General features: G+C 73.7%; 16 protein-coding genes and 2 pseudogenes. 6 read left to right on the top strand and 12 right to left on the bottom strand.

Translation table 11 applies throughout. From position 1 onward, the window contains the following. Positions 1-47 precede the first annotated feature (47 nt). Both KUM38_RS34225 and KUM38_RS34220 read right to left on the bottom strand, forming a co-directional pair. A complete protein-coding gene (locus tag KUM38_RS34225) occupies positions 48-1,319 on the bottom strand; it encodes an SWF or SNF family helicase (protein WP_217135319.1) in 1,272 nt (423 codons plus the stop codon). Then, the gene (locus KUM38_RS34220; RefSeq protein WP_254398215.1) at positions 1,316-4,132 is read right to left on the bottom strand and encodes an SNF2-related protein; all 2,817 of its coding nucleotides are present in this window, start codon (positions 4,130-4,132) and stop codon (positions 1,316-1,318) included. The genes KUM38_RS34225 and KUM38_RS34220 overlap by 4 nt, the downstream gene beginning before the upstream one ends. 321 nt (positions 4,133-4,453) lie before the next feature. Between KUM38_RS34220 and KUM38_RS34215 the strand changes: the two genes are divergently transcribed. Then, positions 4,454-4,636, top strand: a complete 183-nt coding sequence (locus tag KUM38_RS34215; protein ID WP_217135317.1) for a hypothetical protein — start codon at positions 4,454-4,456, stop codon at positions 4,634-4,636. A 4-nt stretch (positions 4,637-4,640) separates the two neighbouring features. Here the strand turns inward: KUM38_RS34215 and KUM38_RS34210 are convergent, their stop codons facing one another. From KUM38_RS34210 to KUM38_RS34200, 3 genes are all read right to left on the bottom strand, one after another. Beyond that, positions 4,641-6,026, bottom strand: coding sequence for a tannase/feruloyl esterase family alpha/beta hydrolase (locus KUM38_RS34210; RefSeq protein ID WP_217135316.1), 1,386 nt, complete (start codon positions 6,024-6,026; stop codon positions 4,641-4,643). Between the two features lie 181 nt (positions 6,027-6,207). Then, the gene (locus KUM38_RS34205) at positions 6,208-7,080 is read right to left on the bottom strand and encodes a hypothetical protein (protein WP_217135315.1); all 873 of its coding nucleotides are present in this window, start codon (positions 7,078-7,080) and stop codon (positions 6,208-6,210) included. Positions 7,081-7,218: 138 nt separating this feature from the next. Beyond that, on the bottom strand, positions 7,219-7,515 hold the full coding sequence (locus KUM38_RS34200; protein WP_217135314.1) for a hypothetical protein: 297 nt from the start codon (positions 7,513-7,515) through the stop codon (positions 7,219-7,221). Between the two features lie 135 nt (positions 7,516-7,650). Between KUM38_RS34200 and KUM38_RS34195 the strand changes: the two are divergent. Continuing rightward, positions 7,651-8,301 (top strand): annotated as a pseudogene (locus KUM38_RS34195) (oxygenase MpaB family protein). 24 nt (positions 8,302-8,325) lie between these two features. Here KUM38_RS34195 and KUM38_RS34190 read toward each other — a convergent pair. Beyond that, positions 8,326-8,925: a class I SAM-dependent methyltransferase gene (locus tag KUM38_RS34190; RefSeq protein ID WP_217135313.1), complete on the bottom strand. Its 600-nt coding sequence runs from the start codon at positions 8,923-8,925 to the stop codon at positions 8,326-8,328. 286 nt (positions 8,926-9,211) lie between these two features. Between KUM38_RS34190 and KUM38_RS42505 the strand changes: the two are divergent. The 3 genes and pseudogenes from KUM38_RS42505 to KUM38_RS34180 all read left to right on the top strand — a co-directional run. Further along, positions 9,212-9,493, top strand: a pseudogene (locus KUM38_RS42505) (ATP-binding protein); the annotation flags it as partial. A gap of 172 nt (positions 9,494-9,665) precedes the next feature. Then, positions 9,666-10,073 (top strand): roadblock/LC7 domain-containing protein, encoded by a 408-nt coding sequence (locus KUM38_RS34185; RefSeq protein WP_217135312.1) that lies wholly within the window; start codon positions 9,666-9,668, stop codon positions 10,071-10,073. Between the two features lie 127 nt (positions 10,074-10,200). After that, entirely contained in the window at positions 10,201-11,121 is a 921-nt protein-coding gene (locus KUM38_RS34180) for a DUF6397 family protein (RefSeq protein WP_254398163.1), read from the top strand. Position 11,122: 1 nt separating this feature from the next. Here the strand turns inward: KUM38_RS34180 and KUM38_RS34175 are convergent, their stop codons facing one another. Together KUM38_RS34175 and KUM38_RS34170 are read right to left on the bottom strand one after the other, a co-directional pair. Next, positions 11,123-11,989, bottom strand: coding sequence for an acyl-CoA thioesterase II (locus KUM38_RS34175; protein WP_217135310.1), 867 nt, complete (start codon positions 11,987-11,989; stop codon positions 11,123-11,125). Positions 11,990-12,008: 19 nt separating this feature from the next. Beyond that, the gene (locus KUM38_RS34170) at positions 12,009-14,522 is read right to left on the bottom strand and encodes an RNA helicase (RefSeq protein WP_217135309.1); all 2,514 of its coding nucleotides are present in this window, start codon (positions 14,520-14,522) and stop codon (positions 12,009-12,011) included. A 145-nt stretch (positions 14,523-14,667) separates the two neighbouring features. On the opposite strand from KUM38_RS34170, the gene KUM38_RS34165 reads away from it, so the two are divergent. Beyond that, a complete protein-coding gene (locus tag KUM38_RS34165) occupies positions 14,668-15,462 on the top strand; it encodes a metal-dependent hydrolase (protein WP_217135308.1) in 795 nt (264 codons plus the stop codon). A 20-nt stretch (positions 15,463-15,482) separates the two neighbouring features. Here the strand turns inward: KUM38_RS34165 and KUM38_RS34160 are convergent, their stop codons facing one another. The 4 genes from KUM38_RS34160 to KUM38_RS34145 form a co-directional block, all read right to left on the bottom strand. Next, positions 15,483-15,737 (bottom strand): type B 50S ribosomal protein L31, encoded by a 255-nt coding sequence (locus tag KUM38_RS34160; protein ID WP_073934726.1) that lies wholly within the window; start codon positions 15,735-15,737, stop codon positions 15,483-15,485. Positions 15,738-15,752: 15 nt separating this feature from the next. Next, a complete protein-coding gene (locus tag KUM38_RS34155) occupies positions 15,753-16,223 on the bottom strand; it encodes a DUF5709 domain-containing protein (RefSeq protein WP_217135307.1) in 471 nt (156 codons plus the stop codon). Between the two features lie 468 nt (positions 16,224-16,691). After that, on the bottom strand, positions 16,692-18,473 hold the full coding sequence (locus KUM38_RS34150) for an ABC transporter ATP-binding protein (RefSeq protein ID WP_217135305.1): 1,782 nt from the start codon (positions 18,471-18,473) through the stop codon (positions 16,692-16,694). Beyond that, positions 18,470-20,302 carry an ABC transporter ATP-binding protein gene (locus KUM38_RS34145; RefSeq protein ID WP_217135303.1) on the bottom strand — a complete coding sequence of 611 codons (1,833 nt, stop codon included), beginning with the start codon at positions 20,300-20,302 and terminating at the stop codon, positions 18,470-18,472. Before KUM38_RS34145 ends, KUM38_RS34150 begins: the two co-directional genes overlap by 4 nt. Between the last annotated feature and the right edge of the window lie 59 nt (positions 20,303-20,361).

Below are 20,361 nucleotides of genomic sequence, written 5' to 3'. Positions count from 1 at the left end.
GCCACCGGGCCGGTCGTGGCCTCGGTGCGGCGACGATCCCGCCGCGGCTACCTTTCGGGCGCGCGCTCCGCCGAGGCCAGTGCCGTCGCCGGGTCCTGGGAGGAGTCCCCTGCCGGGGTCCACCGGCCGCGTTCCTTGCGGTACGGCCACCAGCGCCCCTCGCGGTCCAGGCGCAGCTGGACGGGTGCGCCGGCCACCGTCCACCGGTTGGCCCGGGCCCGGAGCACCGGTCGTTCGTCCTCGTCCCACGCCGAGTCGAGGGCGGCACGCGCGCGTGCCAGCCGTTCGCCGTCCACGGTCCACTCCTCGTCGAGCACGGCCAGGGCCGCCGTACCGCCGTGCCGCCAGGCCCGTACGGCCACGCCCAGCCCTTCCCGGCCGCGCCCGGACCCCTCGGCGAGCCGCTCCGTCACGGCGCGGCCGGGCTCCCCGGCGGCCAGCCGCACCGCGTCCCGCGCGACGGCCGGTTCCGGTTCCACGGGCCGCCGTTCGTGCCCGTCCCGGAGCGCTTCCGCCAGCAGCCGGTGGGCTCGTACGGCGGTCCGGGCGGCCAGGAACTCCAGCGCGGGCGGATCGATCCCGGCCGCGGGCTCCGCCTCCGTGTCCAGCGACGGTGGAACACCCGGCTCCGCGGGGAGGACCGGGGCGTCGGGAAGCGACGGCAGGATGTCCCCGGCCGCGTACGCCTCGGCCGCGTCCACGCCCTCCGCACCCCGCGCGGGCTGCCCGGCGGACGCGTCACCGCGTGTCTGGAGCGCGTCCAGCAGGGCGCGTTCACCCCGTCCCCGCATCAGCAGCAGGACGAACGGGTCCTGGTCCAGCAGCCGGGCCACCTGGTAGCACAGCGCCGCCGTGTGACCGCAGTGGTCCCAGGCCCCGCAGTCGCACTCCGGTTCCAGATCGCCCAGGCCCGGCAGCAGTTCGACGCCGGCCAGCTCCGCGTCCTCGACCAGGTGCGTGGGCATCTCGCGGTCGAGCAGCGCCGCCACATGCCCGGCCCGCTCCACGGTCATGGCCAGGAACCGGTCCCACTGCTCCTCGGACAGCTCCTGCAGCAGCACGTCCGCGCGGTGGGCCGTACGGTCCCGGTCCTGTACGACCGCCGTGATGCGCCCCGGCCGTACGGACACCGCGCCGACCGCGCCCGCGCGTGCCAGCCCGCGGCCCGCCTTGAGCTGCCCGGAGTCCAGCGCCGTACCCTCCAGCGCCGTCAGCCAGGCCCGGCCCCACCAGGTCCCCGCGAAACCGCGCCCCCGCGCGGGCGGCAGCGCGGCGAAGACGCGCTCCACGCCGGCCTCGTCACCGTCGTACCGGGTCATCGCAGTCCCCCTCGCAGTTCGACCAGCTCCGCCAGCTCGGCGTCGGTCAGTTCGGTGAGCGCCGCCTCGCCGGAGCCGAGCACCGCGTCGGCCAGCTCGCGCTTGCGCTCCAGCAGCCCGGCGATGCGGTCCTCGATGGTCCCCTCGGCGATGATGCGGTGCACCTGCACCGGCCGGGTCTGGCCGATGCGGTACGCGCGGTCCGTCGCCTGGGCCTCGACGGCGGGGTTCCACCAGCGGTCGTAGTGCACGACGTGCTCCGCGCGGGTGAGGTTCAGCCCCGTGCCCGCCGCCTTCAGCGACAGCAGGAAGACCGGTACCTCGCCGTCCTGGAAACGGCGCACCATCGCCTCGCGCTCGGCGACCGGCGTGCCGCCGTGCAGGAACTGCGTCGGCACGCCCCGCGCGGCCAGGTGCCGTTCCAGCAGCCGGGCCATCCGCACGTACTGCGTGAACACCAGGACACCGGCCCGCTCGGTGAGGACCGTGTCGAGGAGTTCGTCCAGCAGCTCCAGCTTCCCGGACCTCCCGGCGACCACCGGCCGTTCCTCCTTGAGGAACTGCGCCGGGTGGTTGCAGATCTGCTTCAGGCCGGTCAGCAGCTTCACGATCAGCCCGCGCCGCGCCATGCTGCCGGCGCCCGCGATCTCGGCCATCGCCTCGCGCACCACGGCCTCGTACAGCGCCGTCTGCTCCTGGGTGAGCGACACCGCGTGATCGGTCTCCGTCTTGGGCGGCAGCTCGGGCGCGATCCCGGGGTCCGACTTGCGGCGGCGCAGCAGGAACGGCCGTACCAGACGGGCCAGCCGGTCCGCCGCGGCCGGATCCTGCCCGCCCTCGACGGCGTCCGCGTACCGCCGTCGGAAGGTGCCGAGCCGGCCCAGCAGGCCGGGGGTCGTCCAGTCCAGGATCGCCCACAGTTCCGACAGGTTGTTCTCCACCGGCGTGCCGGTGAGCGCCACGCGCGCGCGTGCGCCGATGGAACGCAGCCGGCGGGCCGTCGAGGAGTACGGGTTCTTCACGTGCTGGGCCTCGTCGGCGACGACCATGCCCCAGGGGACCCCGGCGAGCCGGGAGGCGTCCAGCCGCATGGTGCCGTACGTGGTGAGCACCACCTCGCCGTCGGCCAGGTCGTCCAGCGCCCGCCGCGCGCCGTGGAAGCGGCGCACCGGGGTGCCGGGCGCGAACCGCTCGATCTCCCGCTGCCAGTTGCCCATCAGGGAGGTCGGGCAGACCACGAGAGTGGGACCCGCGGACTCCGGATCGGTCTGGCGGTGCAGGTGCAGGGCGATCAGGGTGATGGTCTTGCCGAGCCCCATGTCGTCGGCGAGACAGCAGCCCAGGCCCAGGGAGGTCGTCCGGGCCAGCCAGTTCAGGCCGCGCCGCTGGTAGTCCCGCAGCGTGGCGGCGAGCGCGGCGGGCTGCTCGACGGGCTCCTGTGCCTCGGGGTCCGCGAGCCGGTCCCGCAGGGCCGCCAGCCACCCGGTGGGCCGGACCTCGATCCGGCCGCCGTCGACCTCCACGGAGCCCGTCAGGGCCGCACCGAGCGCGTCGACCGGCGTGATCTTGCGGTCCTGGCGCGCACGGGCCCGGGCCAGTTCCCGCGGGTCGATCAGGACCCACTGGTCGCGCAGCCGCACGAGGGGGCGGTTCGCCTCGGCCAGCCGGTCCAGTTCCTCGCGCGTGAGCCGCCGGTCGCCCAGGGCGAACCACCAGTCGAAGGCGAGCAGCGCGTCGGCGGACAGGAACGACGGCCCGTCCGCGGACCCGGCCCTTCCGGGCCCCGGCTCGTCGTCGGCGGGACCGACCTCCGCGCGGGTGGTGAGTTCGCGGACCAGTTCCCTGGGCCAGTGCACGTCGACGCCCGCGGCGGCGAGTGCCCGGCCGCCGTCGCCGAGGAGTTCGGCGATCTCCTCCTCCGCGAGGTCCACCGCGTCCGGCGCGGTCGCCGACAGCAAGGGGGTGAGCGGCGCCCAGGCCCGCGCCGCGCGGCGGAGCGCGAGCAGGGCGTCCATGCGCGCGCGGGAGTCGAAGGCCGCGTCACAGGCCCCGGCCCACACCTCGCCGGCGTCCGCGACGAGTGCGGGGTCGCTCACGCCGTGCAGCTGGAGGACGGCCCGGAACGACACGTCCGCGGTGTCGGCCGCGTCCGTGAGCCCGCGCACCTCGATCCGCAGCGACAGCCGTACGCCGGCGTCGTGGCCGGCGGCGATGCCGGCGGCCCAGGCCCGCAGTCCGGGCAGCCGTTGCGGTTCCGGTACCGCGAAGGCGGCGGTGCCGGTCGCGAGGCGGGCGGCGGGGGAGCGGGGGAGGGTGTCGGCGACCGCGTCGAGGAAGGCGCGCAGCAGCCGTTCGGGGTCGGGCAGCCGAGGCGGCCCGGTGCCGTCCAGCGGCGTCGCGTGGGCCTCCGGCGGCATCGCGGCGGCGAGCCGGCGGATCGCCTCGACGTCCTGCGCGTCCAGCGGGCCGACGCGCCAGGCGTCGTGGTCGGCGGGGGAGAGACCGGGCAGCAGCAGACCGCGCGCCACCAGGTGCAGGGCGTGCATGGCGGCGGCGCCCCAGAACCGGGTGGCCCGGTGCCCGGCGCCACCGGCACGCGCACGGGTGAGGAACGGGAGCGCGTCGCGCACCGGCAGTACGGTGGCGGGCACACGCACCGCCTCGATCCCGTCGTCGCCGGGTACCACGACGGTCAGGTCCCCGGCCGACGCCGCGTCCACGGCCGGGGGAGGCGAGCCGTCGGGCCGCCAGAACGCGATCCGACCGGTGCGGGCGGGGTCACCTGGTACGAATACGGCCGGACAGCCGGTCAGTTCGGAGTGTGCGGGGTGTGCGGAGGAGGGTGCCAGGGGAGTCGTCTGCGCAACGATGACAGAAGTCCTCAAACTTGACTAGTGAAGCCGGAGTCGCCGAGGGTACAGCACGAGCGGCGCCGACCGGTTATGCCCGCGCTGTGAGCTGAGTCACCATGGAGGCGCGTCGTGGGACTCCCGGGCGGGGAGGCCCACAACGGGCTCTCGGAGACCTTAGGGGCGCGCCTCAGGGACGTCTCAGGGTCGCGGTCCGGAACTGCCGCGGGCGCGGGCCCGTTTTCACGGCAGAGAGCGGCAGTGGCCGCGAAGGAGGCGACACTCATGTCGAAGAACGCCAAGATCGCCGCGGGGGGTGTGGCGGCCGGACTGATCCTGTTCTTCTGGCTGCCCTGGTGGGCCGCGCTTCTGATAGTCCTGGGAGTTCCGGCCGCCGCGTACCTCGCCCTGGACCCCGCACAGCGGCGCAGGCTGCGCCGCGTCTCCCGCAAGGAGCTGGGCCGCTGAGGCGCTACGGCGTCACCGCCTCACCGGAGCCCAGCGCGCAGGAGTTGACCACATCGCCGTCCGCGGGCCTGCCGACCGTCCGGTCCGCGGGCGGCGCGACTCCGCGCTCCACCCATGCGACCAGGGCGTCGAACGCCGAGCGGTAGCAGGGCAGGATCGGCCGCAGCCGGTCCGGATGGGTGTCGTACAGCCCGTCGACGTGTGTGCCGTCCTGCACCGTGTAGTAGCGGTGCATCCGCCCGCGCCCGCTCGCCTCGACCATGCCGTCGTACACATCGGAGTCGACGGACTTGGGCAGCAGCGCGTCCAGATCGCCGTGCAGGGTGATCATCGGCCGCCCGATCCGCCCGGTGAGCGCCACACGCTCCACGGCACGGTGCACGGACGCGGGGCGCGAGGCGTAGTCGTAGGCGGCGTCGGACGGGCACGGCGCGAGGATCTGCTCCGTCGTCGACCCGGCGGAGGGACCGGGGCAGCCCGGGTCGTGGTCCGGGTCGAACTCGGCGCGGTAGATCTTCTGCGTGAGCCCCCAGTAGGCCTTCTCGTGGTACGGCCACAGGAACTCGGAGCCGCGTGCGAAGCCCGCCGCGTACATGTCCTCGTCGGTCGCCCTGCCGTACATCCGGGCCACCGCCACCGGCAGGGAGAGCAGCGGGTGACGCCCCTCGGCGGCCCACAGGGTGCCCTCCCAGTCCACCCCGCCGTCGTACAGCTCTGGGCGGTTCTCCAACTGCCAGCGGGTGAGGTAGCCGCCGTTGGAGACGCCGGTCATGTACGTACGGTGCGGGGCGTGCCCGTAGCGCTGGGCCACCGCGCGCCGGGCGGCGCGGGTGAGCTGTGTGGTGCGCGCGTTCCACTCGGCGACGGCGTCACCGGGACGCTCACCGTCGCGGTGGAAGTCGACACCGCTGTTGCCCTTGTCGGTCGCCGCATAGGCGTAGCCCCGCGCCAGCACCTGGTCGGAGATCGCCTTGTCGGTCGCGTACTGCTTACGGTTGCCGGGCGCGCCGGTGACGACCAGCCCGCCGTTCCAGCGGTCGGGCAGCCGGATCACGAACTGGGCGTCGTGCCGCCAGCCGTGGGTGGCGTTGAAGCGGGACGAGTCCGGGAAGTAGCCGTCGATCTGCACCCCGGGCACGCCGGACGGCGACCGGGTGGCCGCGGCGGTCAGCCCCGCCTGGTCGGCCATGTCGGTGTACGGCGTACCGGCCAGCCCCGCCGTGGTGAGATCGGCGAGGCAGGCACTGCGCTGATGGGCCGCGCCCGGCACGCGCACGCGTTCCTGGCGCGCGCAGTGACCGTCCCCGGCCGCGCCGGCCGGAGTCGGAGCGGTGAGGGCGGCCGCGGCGAGGGCGGCGACGAGCAACGGAACGCCACGGAAGGGGCGCATGACGGCCTCCGAAAGGACGGACAGCGGAAGGGGGACATGGGGTCGATCGCGGAACTGCCCCATGGTGGAGGCCCGCCCTCACCGTCATCGATGGGTTGGCGCCCTATGGAACGGCGCCCACACGTGGGGTTTCAACACACGCTAATGTCCCTCACCCTGGCCTTTTCGAAGCCGCGTGTACTCAGAGCGGCCGTACGGCCATCCGGTCGAGTGCTTCGAGCAGGCCCGGCAGCTCCGGGCCCCGGCCCACCGGCAGGACCTCGCCGGGTTCGTCGTCGAGCAGGACGAACGCGATGTCGTCCGTCCGGGCCACCAGCGACCAGCCGGGGCCGTCGGCACGCAGGGTGCGCGCGCCGCCCGGGGCGAAGGACGAGCGGACCCGGCCGAGCGGCGGCGGCGAGTCGATGTACGCGCGCGCCTCCGCCAGTACCCGCCGGATCCCGCTGTGCCCCGGCCGCCCGTCCGTCCGGTCGCCCGCTTCCTCCGTCCGGCCCTCCTCGGCGGGCCCCTCCGTGCCGTCGGCAGCCCGGGCCGAGCCGCCCGGTGCCGGGAACGCCGCGTCGTCGACCCGCTCCCGCCAGACCGCCCACTGCAGCGCGATCTCGTCGGCACCCAGCCGGCGCTGGGCCGGTCCCCAGGCCTCGGTGTCCGGCGGGGTCAGTGGGGGCCCGGCCCCGGCGTCCGGGCCGGGATCGTGCGGCGCGGGCACGTGCGGCGCCGCGACGGCCACCGCGAGGGGCCAGCCGGGCAGCGCGGCGACGACCGTGCGCTCGTCCGGCGACAGGTCGTGCTCCATCCCGCAGTCCCAGGACGCGATCGCGACGGCGACCAGCGAGACGTCGTCGACGACGACGGTCCACCGGGCGCCCTCGCCGTCCTGGCCGAGCACCAGCCCGTACCCGTCGGCGAGTGGCGGAAGGCCGAGCGCCGCGCACGCCTCCGGGTAGTCGTCGCCCAGCACGCTCGGGAACTTCGCCGGCGTCAGCAGCGCCGCCGTGAGCACATAGAGCGCGTCGTCCGCGGCGGCGACGGCTTCCTCGTCCGTCCCGGCCATCCCAGCCTCCCCATCGGTTCGTCCACCGGCGCGCACCCTATGCCGACGCCGAGCCGCTTGTCACGACCCCCGCGGCCATGCCCGGAGCTGCAGGTTTCCGGCCGGACGGGACGAATCGACCACGCTCCGGCGGACGGTTCAGGCGGCCGGAAGACCCAGCAGCGCCCGCGCGACCGTCCCCGGAGACTCGCCCCGCTCCCGCGCGAGCGCGGTCACGGCCCGGCACGCCAGCTCGTTCACCCCGAACGACAGCGCCTCCGGCGACACCCAGCCGGCCGCCTCGTCGATCCGGTCCTGATCGTCCTCCGCGCAGGCCGAGACGTACGCCGCGGCGGCCTCGAACAGATTGTGCGGACGCTCCTCCCGCCCGGCCCGCTCCTCCGCGCGCCGGACGCCGGTCACCCTGCTCCCGATCCCCCGAACCCGTTCCCACATGCGGTCCACCCCTTCCCCGGTGCGGTTGTCGTCGCCGACCGTTCGTCTCCTGCCACTCAACGTAGGGTTGCGGTCTCGACGGCAGAAGGGGGCGGTACGGCGCGACGCTTCGAACGGCTGGAACGGATCCGGCGGCTGGACCCCTACCGGGAGGCCACGGAAATCCACCGGCTCAGCGCGGCGTACGAGTCCCCTGGGACTTCACCCGGGCCCTGGAGCCGGCCCTCTGCCGCACCTACGCCGTTCCCCGGCACGTGCGTGGTGATGCCCAAGCGGTGGATCGACTCCTACGGATGGCGCAGGCTGTCGCGGCACGAGACCGTCGCCGGTGCCGTCCACCACCAGACGCTGGGACGGTGCATGGGCATCAAGGACATCCCCGGGTCCTACGAGGAGTTCGAAAGCTGCCTGGACGCCTGCGAAGAGGCCCACTTCGACTGGGACGAGGGCGCGCGGCGGATCTCGGACGCCACGCTCGACCTCATGACCTCCTGGTATCCGCGCCCGCTCGCCCCCGTAGTGCGCACCGCCACGCTCGCGCTGCTCGACGAACCCCTTCTGCGCGCCTTCCGCTCCACCCCGCCGAGCGCGGCCACCCAGGCGTGGGTGCGCCGCGCGGTACGGCTGCGGGGCCGCGCCGTCCGACTGCTGCCGCCGCGGCGCGCCCCGCGCTTCGCCCGGCAGAACCGGGAGATCAAGAGCTACCCGAACGGCTACCGGTTGGCCGACCTGGGCACCAGCCCCGTGCCGGGACTGCGGGGTTGCCCGGTGCGGCACCCGGACTGAGCGCCCGGCCGCGTGGCCGAGTGCTCAGTCCGCACGGACGGCCAACGCCAGGAAGCGCGTGTCCTCGTCGGCGTACGACGTCATGCGCCACCCCGAACGGGACAGCAGCACGCGGAGATTCGGCTCCGCGCGGAGGTCGTCCGGGGTGAGCGTGCGGCCCTGCCGGGCGGCGAGCGCCGCCCGGCCGATCGGATGGAACAGCGCGAGCACGCCACCCGGCCGCACCACCCGCGCGATCTCCCGGAGGTTGCCGGCCGGGTCGGGCAGGTGGGCGATCAGACCCGCCGCGAACACGGCGTCCAGCGCGGACGGGCGCAGCGGCAGCGCGGCGACGTCGGTCAGCAGCAGCGCCCCGTCGCGGTCCCGTCCGGCCCGTGCCGCCTCCCGCAGCATGGCCGGCGTCAGGTCCGCGCCGAGGACCACGCCCGAGGGCCCCACGGCCGCACGCAGCGGAGGCAGGGCGCGTCCGGTGCCGCAGCCCGCGTCGAGCACCCGGTCCCCCTCGCGCAGCCCGAGCTCGGCGACCGCGGCGGCGTAGACCGGGCCGTCGTCGGGGAAGCGGCGGTCCCAGTCGGCGGCACGCGCGGTGAAGAACTCCTGGACGTGTGTGTGGTCGTCGCTCATGCTCCGCATGATCCCCCACCGGAAAGGGAGACGCCCTTGTGCGCACGTTCGAGCGTGACGCGGTCGTTCCGCCGCACCGCTGCGTCATAATTCAGCAGTCTCCGAAACACGCCCCCTTCGCGCACCCGGGCCCACGGCACACCCGTACCCCCGCCGACCGCGGCCGGCACTCCGGAGAGAAGCGATCGATGGTCCCCGAACACTCCGACGCCCCGGCGACGAGACGGTCGCGCCGACGCTGAAGACACTGGCCGCCGACGGATTCGGCGGGGGCAAGACCACCCTGGTGGGCGCGGTGGTCCTCGCGGACACCAGGCGCCTGGAGGGCTGCTTCCCCGCCGTGGACCACTTCGAGCACCGGCGGATCCCGTTCGTCGTCGCGGTCAACCGCTTCGCGGGAGCCCGGAGCCACGACACGGGGGCCGTCTGCCGCGCGCCCGACCTGGACGGCGGAACGCCCGTCGTGCTGTGCGGCGCACGCGAGCGCGCCTCGGGGAAGGAGGCGCTGGTCCGGCTCGTCGAGTACGCCGGACGCGTGCACACCGCCCGGCTGCCCGACTCGGTGGGACGACCGCGGGATCCGGGCTCGCGCCACTGTTCCTCGGTCATCTTCCACCCCTTGGCCCCCGTCCTCCTTGCCCGGCGCCCGGTCGTGGGGAAGGCTGGCGCGAGGGCCCTCCCGCCAGGAGGGAACGGCACACGGGGAAGACCACGGGGAAGACCAGGGGGAGACACACGACATGGCGCAGAACCAGGGACTCGGCTGGCTGCTGGACGACCTGACCCAACGCGTCGAACACGTACGGCACGCGCTGGTCCTGTCCAACGACGGGCTGGTGACGGGCGCGAGCACGGGGCTGCGACGCGAGGACGCGGAGCACCTCGCCGCCGTCTCGTCCGGACTGCACAGCCTCGCCAAGGGTTCGGGACGGCACTTCGGCGCGGGCGGGGTACGCCAGACGATGATCGAGTTCGACGACGCGGTGCTCTTCGTCACCGCGGCGGGCACCGGCAGCTGCCTGTGCGTACTCAGCGGGGCGGAGGCCGACATCGGCCAGATCGCGTACGAGATGACCTTGCTGGTCAACCGGGTCGGCGAGCACCTGGACGTGGACGCCCGCCAGCCGGAACCCGGCACAGACATCTGACCTGCGAGTTCGTCCTCCGCTGCGGAGTTATCCACAGGCTCGCCACGAAGAGTGACAAAGCGGCTACGGTTTTTCCGAGCGGGCGCACCCGGCGCCGGCCGCCCACACTCCACGGGGGAGGACGAACATGTCCGGACAGCACACCGTCGCGCATGACACCACCGCCATCGCCGAGCGGACCACGGCGGCACGGGAGGTCCGGGTCGGCCCGGGCCGTGCGGCCCGCGAACTCGGTCTCAAGGGCACCGAGTTCGACCTCGCCGTGCAGCTCGGACGAATCCGTGCGATCCCCGACGGCGGCGGAGGGGGCCTGCGGGTCGACCGGGCCGAGATCGAGCGGCTCCGCGCCGGGCCCGGCTTTCCGGAGGCCCTGCGCCGGAGCGTGCAGGCCGTGGGAACCACGGAGGGCGCCGCCCTCATCGACGTGACGAAGACCCGTTTCACCCGCCTCGCGAGGCTGGGGCTGCTGGTGCCCGTGAAGTTCCACCTGAACCGCTACCGCGCCGTGGTCTGGCTCTATCCGGCCGAGGAACTACGGCTGTTCGCGGCCGACGACAGGAACACACCCCTGCTGACGGGGCGCACGCCCGAGAGCCTCAGAAGCCTGCTCGACACCGGCATCGACCTGCGCCCGCGGAACTGGCGCACCCGGCAGCTGGACTTCATGCTCCGCCGGGCCGACGACCCCTGGGCGCGCGCCGGGGCCGTGGCATCGCTGCTCGACCCGCTGCACGTGTCGGAGGCCGTCCCGGACGCCTACGACCGCTCCCACCTCAACCGGTTCCGCCGGAGGCCACCGTCCCACGGCGCGCCCGGCTCACCGGCCGCGGAGCTGGCGGAAGAGCTCATGACCGCCCAGGACCCGGACGAGGTCGCCCGGCTGCAGACCGACCTGACCCGGCTGACGGAGGAGGCGCGGGCACACCGGCCGGCGCCCCGTCCCGCTCCCCACCGCCCCGGACCGGCTCGGCGGACGCGGGAAACCGCGGAGCCGGCACGCGGAACGTCCCGCGGCCTGCTGGGCCGGTGGTGGCGCGGAAACCGGTGACCTACAGGGCCCGGAACAACCCCTCCTGGACGACGGACACCAGCATCCGGCCCTCCAGATCGTAGATCCGGCCGCGGGCCAGACCCCGTCCGCCCGTGGCGATCGGCGACTCCTGGTCGTACAGGAACCACTCGTCGGCGCGGAACGGACGGTGGAACCACATGGCGTGGTCCAGCGACGCCATGTCGAAGCCGCGCGGCCCCCACAGCGGCTCCACCGGGATCCGCACGGCGTCCAGGAGGGTCATGTCACTGGCGTACGTCAGGGCACAGGTGTGCACCAGCGGATCGTCGCCGAGCGGGCCGACCGCGCGCATCCACACCGCGCTGCGCGGCTCGGCGCCCTTGACGTCGCCGGCGTCCCAGCGCAGCCGGTCCACATAGCGGATGTCGAAGGGCTGGCGGCGCGCCATCCGCTCCAACTGCTCCGGCAACGCGCCCAGATGCTCACGGATCTCATCGGTGACCGTCGGCAGCGACTCGGGGTCCGGGACCTCGCGGGCCGGCGGCAGCTGGTGTTCGAAGCTTCCCTGTTCAGGCTTGTGGAAGGAGGCGGTCAGATTGAAGATCGTGCGGCCCTGCTGCACCGCGGTGACCCGGCGGGTCGTGAACGACCGGCCGTCCCGCACCCGTTCGACCTGGTACACGATCGGCACCCCGGGTCTGCCCGGACGAAGGAAGTACGCGTGCAGGGAGTGCACGGGACGGTCGCCCTCCGTGGTGCGGCCGGCGGCGACCAGGGCCTGGCCGGCCACCTGGCCGCCGAAGACCCGCTGGAGGGACTCCTGCGGGCTACGGCCACGGAATATGTTGACCTCGATCTGCTCCAGGTCGAGCAGGGCGACGAGGCTCTCGGCCGGATTCGTCATGGGTGGGATTCTCCTGTGCTCACAACTGACCGACGTCGGTGACCCGGACGACCGCACGGCCCTCCGCGTCGGAGGCGGTGAGGTCGACCTCGGCGCTGATGCCCCAGTCGTGGTCGCCGCTGGGGTCGTCGAAGATCTGCCGGACCCGCCACAGCCCGTTCTGCGGCTCCTCCTCGATCAGCAGCAGCTTCGGCCCGCGGGCGTCGGGACCGGTGCCGAGCTCCTCGTGCTCGTCCCAGTACTTGTCCATCGCCTCGCCCCAGGCGTCCGCGTCCCAGCCGCCCTCGGCGTCCAGCTCGCCCAGCTCGTCCACCTGGTCGAGGGCGGCGAGCTCGACCCGGCGGAACATGGCGTTGCGGACCAGGACGCGGAAGGCGCGCGCATTGGCGGTGACCGGCTTGACCTGGTCGGCTTTCTCCTGCGCCTCCTCGGCGGTCATCTCCTCCGGATTGGCCAGCTGCTCCCACTCGTCCAGCAGGCTGGAGTCGACCTGGCGCACCGTCTCGCCCAGCCAGGCGATCAGATCCTCCAGGTCCTCCGACTTCAGGTCGTCCGGGACGGTGTGCTCCAGCGCCTTGTAGGCGCTCGCGAGGTAGCGCAGCACGATGCCCTCGGTGCGGGCCAGTTCGTAGTGGGACACCAACTCGGTGAACGACAGCGCCCGCTCGTACATGTCCCGGATCACGGACTTCGGCGACAGCGGATGGTCACCGACCCAGGGATGGCTCTTGCGGTAGGTGTTGTACGCGTGGAAGAGCAGTTCCTCCAGCGGCTTCGGGTAGGTGATGTCCTGGAGGCGCTCCATGCGCTCCTCGTACTCCACCCCGTCGGCCTTCATCGCGGCGACCGCCTCGCCGCGCGCCTTGTTCTGCTGGGCGGCGAGGATCTGGCGCGGATCGTCCAGCGTGGACTCCACCACGGACACCATGTCCAGCGCGTACGACGGCGACTCCGGGTCCAGCAGCTCGAACGCGGCCAGCGCGAACGTGGAGAGCGGCTGGTTCAGCGCGAAGTCCTGCTGCAGGTCCACGGTGAGGCGGACGATCCGGCCCTCGGCGTCCGGCCGGTCGAGCTTCTCGACGATGCCGCCGTCCAGCAGCGAGCGGTAGATGGCGATCGCCCGCCGGATGTGCCGCAGCTGCTGCTTGCGCGGCTCGTGGTTGTCCTCCAGCAGCCGCCGCATGGCCTCGAAGGCGTTGCCGGGCCGGGCGATCACCGACAGCAGCATGGTGTGCGTGACCCGGAAACGGGAGGTCAGCGGCTCCGGCTCGGAGTCGATGAGCTTCTCGAAGGTCTGCTCGCTCCAGGCGACGAAGCCCTCGGGCGCCTTCTTGCGCACGACCTTGCGGCGCTTCTTCGGGTCGTCACCGGCCTTGGCCAGCGCCTTCTCGTTCTCGATGACGTGCTCGGGGGCCTGGGCCACCACGAAGCCCTCGGTGTCGAAGCCGGCGCGACCGGCGCGGCCCGCGATCTGGTGGAACTCACGGGCCCGCAGCGTGCGCACGCGGTTGCCGTCGTACTTGGTCAGGGCCGTGAACAGCACCGTGCGGATGGGGACGTTGACGCCCACCCCGAGCGTGTCGGTGCCGCAGATGACCTTCAGCAGACCGGCCTGCGCGAGCTTCTCCACCAGCCGCCGGTACTTGGGCAGCATGCCGGCGTGGTGCACGCCGATGCCGTGCCGGACGTAGCGGGACAGATTGCGGCCGAACTTGGTGGTGAAGCGGAAGTTGCCGATCAGCTCGGCGATCTTGTCCTTCTCCTCGCGTGTGCACATGTTGATGCTCATCAGCGCCTGCGCCCGCTCCACCGCCTGCGCCTGCGTGAAGTGCACGATGTAGACCGGCGCCTGCCGGGCCTCGAGCAGATCGGTGAGCGTCTCGGTGAGCGGCGTGTACCGGTACTCGTAGGACAGCGGCACGGGCCGGGTCGCCGAGCGGACCACGGCGGTGGGACGGCCGGTGCGGCGGGCGAGGTCCTTCTCGAAGAAGGAGACGTCGCCGAGCGTCGCCGACATCAGCACGAACTGCGCCTGCGGCAGCTCCAGCAGAGGGATCTGCCAGGCCCAGCCGCGGTCCCCCTCCGCGTAGAAGTGGAACTCGTCCATCACGACCTGGCCCACGTCGGCGTCCTTGCCGTCGCGCAGCGCGATCGACGCCAGCACCTCGGCGGTGCAGCAGATCACCGGGGCGTCGGCGTTGACGGACGCGTCGCCGGTGAGCATGCCGACGTTCTCCGTGCCGAAGATCTTGCACAGCTCGAAGAACTTCTCCGACACCAGTGCCTTGATGGGCGCCGTGTAGAAGGTGACCTCGTCGCGCGCCAGGGCGGCGAAGTGGGCGCCCGCCGCGATCATGCTCTTGCCGGAGCCCGTGGGCGTCGACACGATCACGTTCGCCCCGGAGACCACCTCGATCAGCGCCTCCTCCTGGTGGGGATAGAGCGTGAGACCGCGCTCCCGGGCCCACGACTCGAAGGCTTCGTAGAGTGCGTCGGGGTCGGCGGTCGGCGGCAGCTGATCGATGAGGGTCACGCCCCCATCTTGCCTGCCCACCCGGCCGATGGGGGAATCGGCTGTGGGCGGGAAGATCGCGAACGCTACGCTGTGTCGCCGGCGGAGGGCCGACGCGCCCGGTCAACCGACCGGTGGCGAACGAGGAATGGGGCGGGCAACGGCGATGATGGGACCAGCACACTCACTGTCGGGCGCCGCGGCCTGGCTCGGGGTCGGCGCGGCGACGGCCGCGGCCGGACACGCCATGCCCTGGCCGGTCCTCCTGGCCGGCGCCCTGATCTGCGCCGGTGCCGCGCTCGCCCCGGACCTGGACCACAAGGCGGCCACCATCTCGCGGGCCTTCGGGCCCCTGTCCCGCTGGCTGTGCGAGATCGTCGACAAGCTGTCCTACGCCGTCTACAAGGCCACCAAGAAGCAGGGCGACCCGCGCCGCTCCGGCGGGCACCGCACGCTCACGCACACGTGGCTGTGGGCCGTCCTGATCGGCGCGGGCACCGCGGTCCTCGCGATCGCGGGCGGCCGTTGGGCGGTGCTGGCCATCCTCTTCGTGCACATGGTGCTGGCCATCGAGGGCCTGCTGTGGCGGGCGACGCGAGGCTCCAGCAGCGACGTCCTGGTGTGGCTGCTGGCGGCGACCAGCGCCTGGATCCTCGCGGGGGTGCTGGACGAGCCGGGCAACGGCTCGGACTGGCTGTTCACCGCGCCGGGCCAGGAGTACCTGTGGCTGGGGCTGCCGGTCGTGCTGGGCGCGCTGGTGCACGACATCGGGGACGCGCTGACCGTCTCCGGCTGCCCGGTCCTGTGGCCGATACCGGTGGGCCGCAAGCGCTGGTACCCGATCGGCCCGCCGAAGGCGATGCGGTTCCGGGCGGGCAGCTGGGTGGAGCTGAAGGTGCTGATGCCCGTGTTCATGCTGCTGGGCGGAGTGGGCTGCGCGGCGGCGCTCAACGTCATCTGAGGGACGCGCCCGCCCGGGGCTCAGCCGGAGCCCTCACCGCCGTACCGGCGCTCGAAGCGGGCGACGCGGCCCTCCGTGTCCACGGTCCTGGCCCTGCCCGTGTAGAACGGGTGGCTCTCCGAGGAGATCTCCACCTCCACCACCGGGTAGGTCTCGCCGTCGTCCCACTCGATGGTCCGGTCGCTGGTCGCGGTGGACCGGGTGAGGAAGGCGTAACCGGCGGCACGGTCACGGAAGACGACCGGGTGGTAGTCGGGGTGCTTGTCCTGTTGCATGAATGCTCCTCGGGGTCAGCCCGGCAGGTTGTCCTCGTCGACGACGTGCATCGCGGCCTCCTCGGCGGTGGCGGCCGCGCCGTCGATGCCGACGTCCATGGCGACCAGGGCCTCCTCCTCGTCCTCGTGCGCCCCTTCGTCGGGGGCCACGAGCCGGCCGGAGCGTGCGGCGCCCACCTCGTTGTCCAGGAGTTCCCCGTCGGTGTCCTGGGAATCGCCCAGGTCGTCGCCGTCGGGTGCGAGGGAGTCGGGCTGCTCCTCGGCGAGCCGCTGTTCCAAGGTCTCGCCCCGGTGGCGTTCCGCGGCCGTCACGCCGGTGTGCTCCACCGCCCAGGGACGTTCCGGCGGGGACCAGCCCCGGTCGAGGGGATCGTCGACACCGTCGTACTCGAGGGTGTCCTCCGCGTCGAGCAGCCCGGTGTCCTCCCTCTGCTCGGAACCGTCGGGCTGGTAGACGTCGTCTCCCCATCCGTCGGCGCTGTTCACAGGTACCTCCAGGGGGTGAGGACGGGCCCCTTCTCACCGCGGACCGCGGCGGGTCGCCGTTGCACGGGGCACTGGCGCCGTCCGTGCCCGGTCCGCCGGGCCCCGGGCGCCCCCGAGCCGGTGCCTGACTCCAGCCTTCCACCGGAGCTCCCCACTGCGCAACGGCACACCACCGGCGTGCGGCGCGCCCGGGGCCCCCGCCCCGCCCGGCACCCCCGCCGCTGCCCCGGCCCGCGTCCCGGAAGCGTCCCCGGGCCCGCGGACCCGCACGGGCACGGTCGCCGGTGGGGCCGCGTTCCCCGGCCCCACCGCTGCCGGGGGCGTTGCACGCCCCGGGCCGGCGGCTGGGCGGCGGTAGAGCCCCGCGCCGCCGACCCGGGCAGCGGGATTCCGGGCCGGCCCGGGGGCACCGCGGCAGATCCGAGGAGACCTCGCCCGCAGGCCCGCTCCCGCCGGGGCGGTACGGGCTCAGCCGTGCCAGGAGCGCCACAGCGCCGCGTACGCTCCGTCCGCCGCGACCAGGTCGTCGTGGCTGCCCAGTTCGCTGATGCGGCCGTTCTCCACGACGGCGATGACGTCCGCGTCGTGGGCGGTGTGCAGGCGGTGGGCGATGGCGATGACGGTCCTGCCGTCCAGGACACGGGCCAGGGAGCGTTCCAGGTGCCGTGCCGCGCGCGGGTCGAGCAGCGAGGTCGCCTCGTCCAGGACCAGCGTGTGCGGGTCGGCCAGCACCAGCCGGGCCAGCGCGATCTGCTGGGCCTGGGCCGGGGTGAGCGCGAACCCGCCGGAGCCGACCTCGGTGTCCAGGCCCTCGTCCAGCGCACGGGCCCAGCCGTCCGCGTCGACCGCCCCGAGCGCCGCCCACAGTTCGGCGTCCTCCGCGTTCGTCCTGGCGAGCCGCAGATTGTCGCGCAGGGAGCCCACGAAGACGTGGTGCTCCTGGTTGACCAGGGCCACGTGCTCCCGGACCCGTTCCGCGGTCATCCGCGACAGCTCGGCGTCGCCCAGGGTGACCCGCCCGTCCCGGGGCGCGTAGATCCCGGCGAGCAGCCGGCCCAGGGTGGACTTGCCCGCGCCCGAGGGACCGACCAGTGCCAGCCTGGTCCCGGGAGCGACCTCGAGGGACACCTTGCGCAGCACGTCGACGCCCTCCCGGTAGCCGAAGTGCACCCGGTCCGCGTGCACCCGGCGCCCGTCGGGGGCGAGCGCGGCGTCACCGGCGTCGGGCTCGATGTCCCGGACCCCGACCAGCCGGGCCAGCGACACCTGTGCCACCTGCAGCTCGTCGTACCAGCGCAGGATCAGTCCCACCGGGTCGACGAGCATCTGCGCGATCAGCGCGCCCGTGGTCAGCTGGCCGACGCCGATCCAGCCCTGCAGGACGAACACCCCGCCGATCATCAGCACCGAGCCGAGCACGGTGACGTGGGTGATGTTGACGACGGGGAAGAGCACCGACCGCAGCCAGAGGGTGTAGCGCTCCCAGGCCGTCCACTCCTTGACCCGCTGGTCCGACAGCGCCACACGACGAGCGCTGAGGCGGTGCGCCTCCACGGTCCGCCCCGCGTCCACGGTCTCGGTGAGCGCGGCGGCCACGGCGGCGTACCCGGCGGCCTCCGAGCGGTAGGCGGCCGGCGCCCGCCGGAAGTACCAGCGGCAGCCGATCACCAGCAGCGGCACGGCGAGCAGCACGGCCGGCGCCAGCTCGGGCGCCGTGACGACCAGCCCGCCCAGCAGCAGCGCCGCCCACACCACGCCGATGGCCAGCTGGGGCACGGCCTCGCGCATGGCGTTGCCGAGCCGGTCGATGTCGGTCGTGATCCGCGACAGCAGATCACCCGTGCCCGCCCGCTCCAGCACCCCCGGCGGCAGCCCGACCGACCGCACCAGGAAGTCCTCGCGCAGATCGGCCAGCATCCGCTCGCCGAGCATCGCCCCGCGCAGCCGTACCTGCCGGACGAACACCGCCTGGAGGGCCAGCGCGAGCACGAACAGCGTGACCGTGAGCCCCAGATGCAGCTCCCGCTCCCGGTCCGAGACCCGTTCCACCAGTCCGCCCAGCAGATACGGGCCCACCATCGAGGCGAGCACGGCGACCGTGTTCACGGTGATCAGCAGCACGAAGGCCCGGCGGTGCCTGCGCAGCAGCTCGCCCACGTAGGCGCGGACGGTCGCGGGCGCCCCCACGGGCAGCGTGGCGGCCGTGGTCGGGGCCGCCGGGTCGTAGGCCGGTGGCGCCACGCCGATCATGCTGTCTCCTCGATCTCTTCCAGCTGTTCCAGTCGGTGCAGGACCTCGTCCTCGCGCAGGACGCCGTCCTTGTCCAGGACCTCGGCCGACGCGGCCTCGTCCTCGGTCTCGCGCGTCACCACGGCCCGGTACCGGGGCTCGGTGCGCACCAGTTCGCGGTGCTCGCCGGTCGCCGCGACGGTGTCGCCGTGCAGGAACACCACCCGGTCGGCGCGGTCCAGCAGCAGCGGGGACGAGGTGAACACCACGGTGGTGCGCCGCGCCCGCAGGTCACGCACGCCCTGGGCGATACGGGCCTCGGTGTGCGAGTCGACGGCCGAGGTCGGCTCGTCCAGGACGAGCACCTCCGGGTCCGTGACCAGCGACCGGGCCAGCGCGAGCCGCTGGCGCTGCCCGCCGGACAGGGACCGCCCGCGCTCGGTGATCCGCGCGTCCATCGGGTCCGCGGCGTCCACCGAGCCCTGCACCAGTGCCGCCAGCACGTCCCCGCACTGCGCGGCGTCCAGCGCGTCGCGCGGGTCGACCGCGCCGGACGCCGGCACGTCGAGCAGCTCGCGCAGGGTGCCGGAGAGCAGCACCGGATCCTTGTCCTGCACGAGGACGGCCCGGCGGGCGGAGTCCAGCGGCAGCTCGTCGAGCGGCACCCCGCCGAGCAGCACCGAGGTGCCCCGCTCGGAGGCGTGTCCGCCGAGCCGTTCGGCCAGCCGTCCCGCCGCGTCCGGGTCACCGCACACCACGGCGGTGAGCCGGCCCGCGGGGGCGAGCAGACCGGTCGCCGGGTCGTACAGGTCGCCGGACGGGTTCCCGGCGTCGCGCGACCCCGCGGTGTCCGTGGCCCGCTCCAGCGACAGCACACGCGCGGCCCGCTTCGCCGAGGGGCGCGAGAAGGAGTACGCCATCGCGATCTCCTCGAAGTGCCGCAGCGGGTAGGTGAGCACCATGACCGAGCTGTAGACGGTGACCAGTTCACCGACGGTGATCCGGCCCTCGCGGGCGAGATGGACGCCGTACCAGACCACCGTGATCAGCAGGATTCCCGGCAGCATCACCTGGATCGCGGCGATCAGGGCCCACATCCTGGCGCTGCGCACGGCGGCGTGGCGGACCTCCTGGGAGGCGCGGCGGTAGCGGTCGAGGAACAGTTCCTCGCCGCCGATGCCGCGCAGTACGCGCAGTCCGGCGACGGTGTCCGAGGCGAGCTCGGTGGCCCGGCCGGCCTTCTCGCGCTGGACGTCCGCCCGCCGGGTGGCGCGGGGCAGCAGCGGCAGCACCGCGATCGCCAGCACCGGCAGTCCCACGGCGACGACGACCCCCAGCGCCGGCTGGTAGACGACCAGGCCGACGCAGACCAGCACGATGGTGACCGCCGCCGCGGTGAACCGCGACAGGGCCTCCACGAACCACCCGATCTTCTCGACGTCACCGGTGGAGACCGCCACGACCTCCCCGGCGGCGACCCGCCGGGTCAGCGCGGAGCCCAGCATCGCCGCCTTGCGGGCCAGCAGCTGCTGGACGCGGGCCGCCGCGGTGATCCAGTTGGTGACGGCGGCGCGGTGCAGGAAGGTGTCGCCGATCGCGTTGCCCGCGCAGGCCAGCGCCAGCAGGCCGCCGGCCAGCGCGAGCCGGCCGCCGGAGCGGTCGACCGCGGCCTGGACGGCGACGCCGACGCAGAACGGCAGCGAGGCCACGGAGGCGAAGTGCAGCAGGCCCCAGGCCAGCGACTTGAGCTGCCCGGACAGTTGGTTCCGGAAGAGCCACCAGAGGAAACGGGGACCCGAGCGCGCGTCGGGCACCCCCGGGTCGGGGAACGGAAGGTCTTGGATCTGCATGACGTCCCAGTGGCTCGGATCAGGGGGAAGTGGAAACGGGAGAAAGGCGGAGGGGTGTG

Source organism: Streptomyces sp. AC558_RSS880, assembly GCF_019049255.1.
Lineage (GTDB): Bacteria > Actinomycetota > Actinomycetes > Streptomycetales > Streptomycetaceae > Streptomyces.
This window is presented reverse-complemented; position numbering and strand designations above follow the sequence as displayed.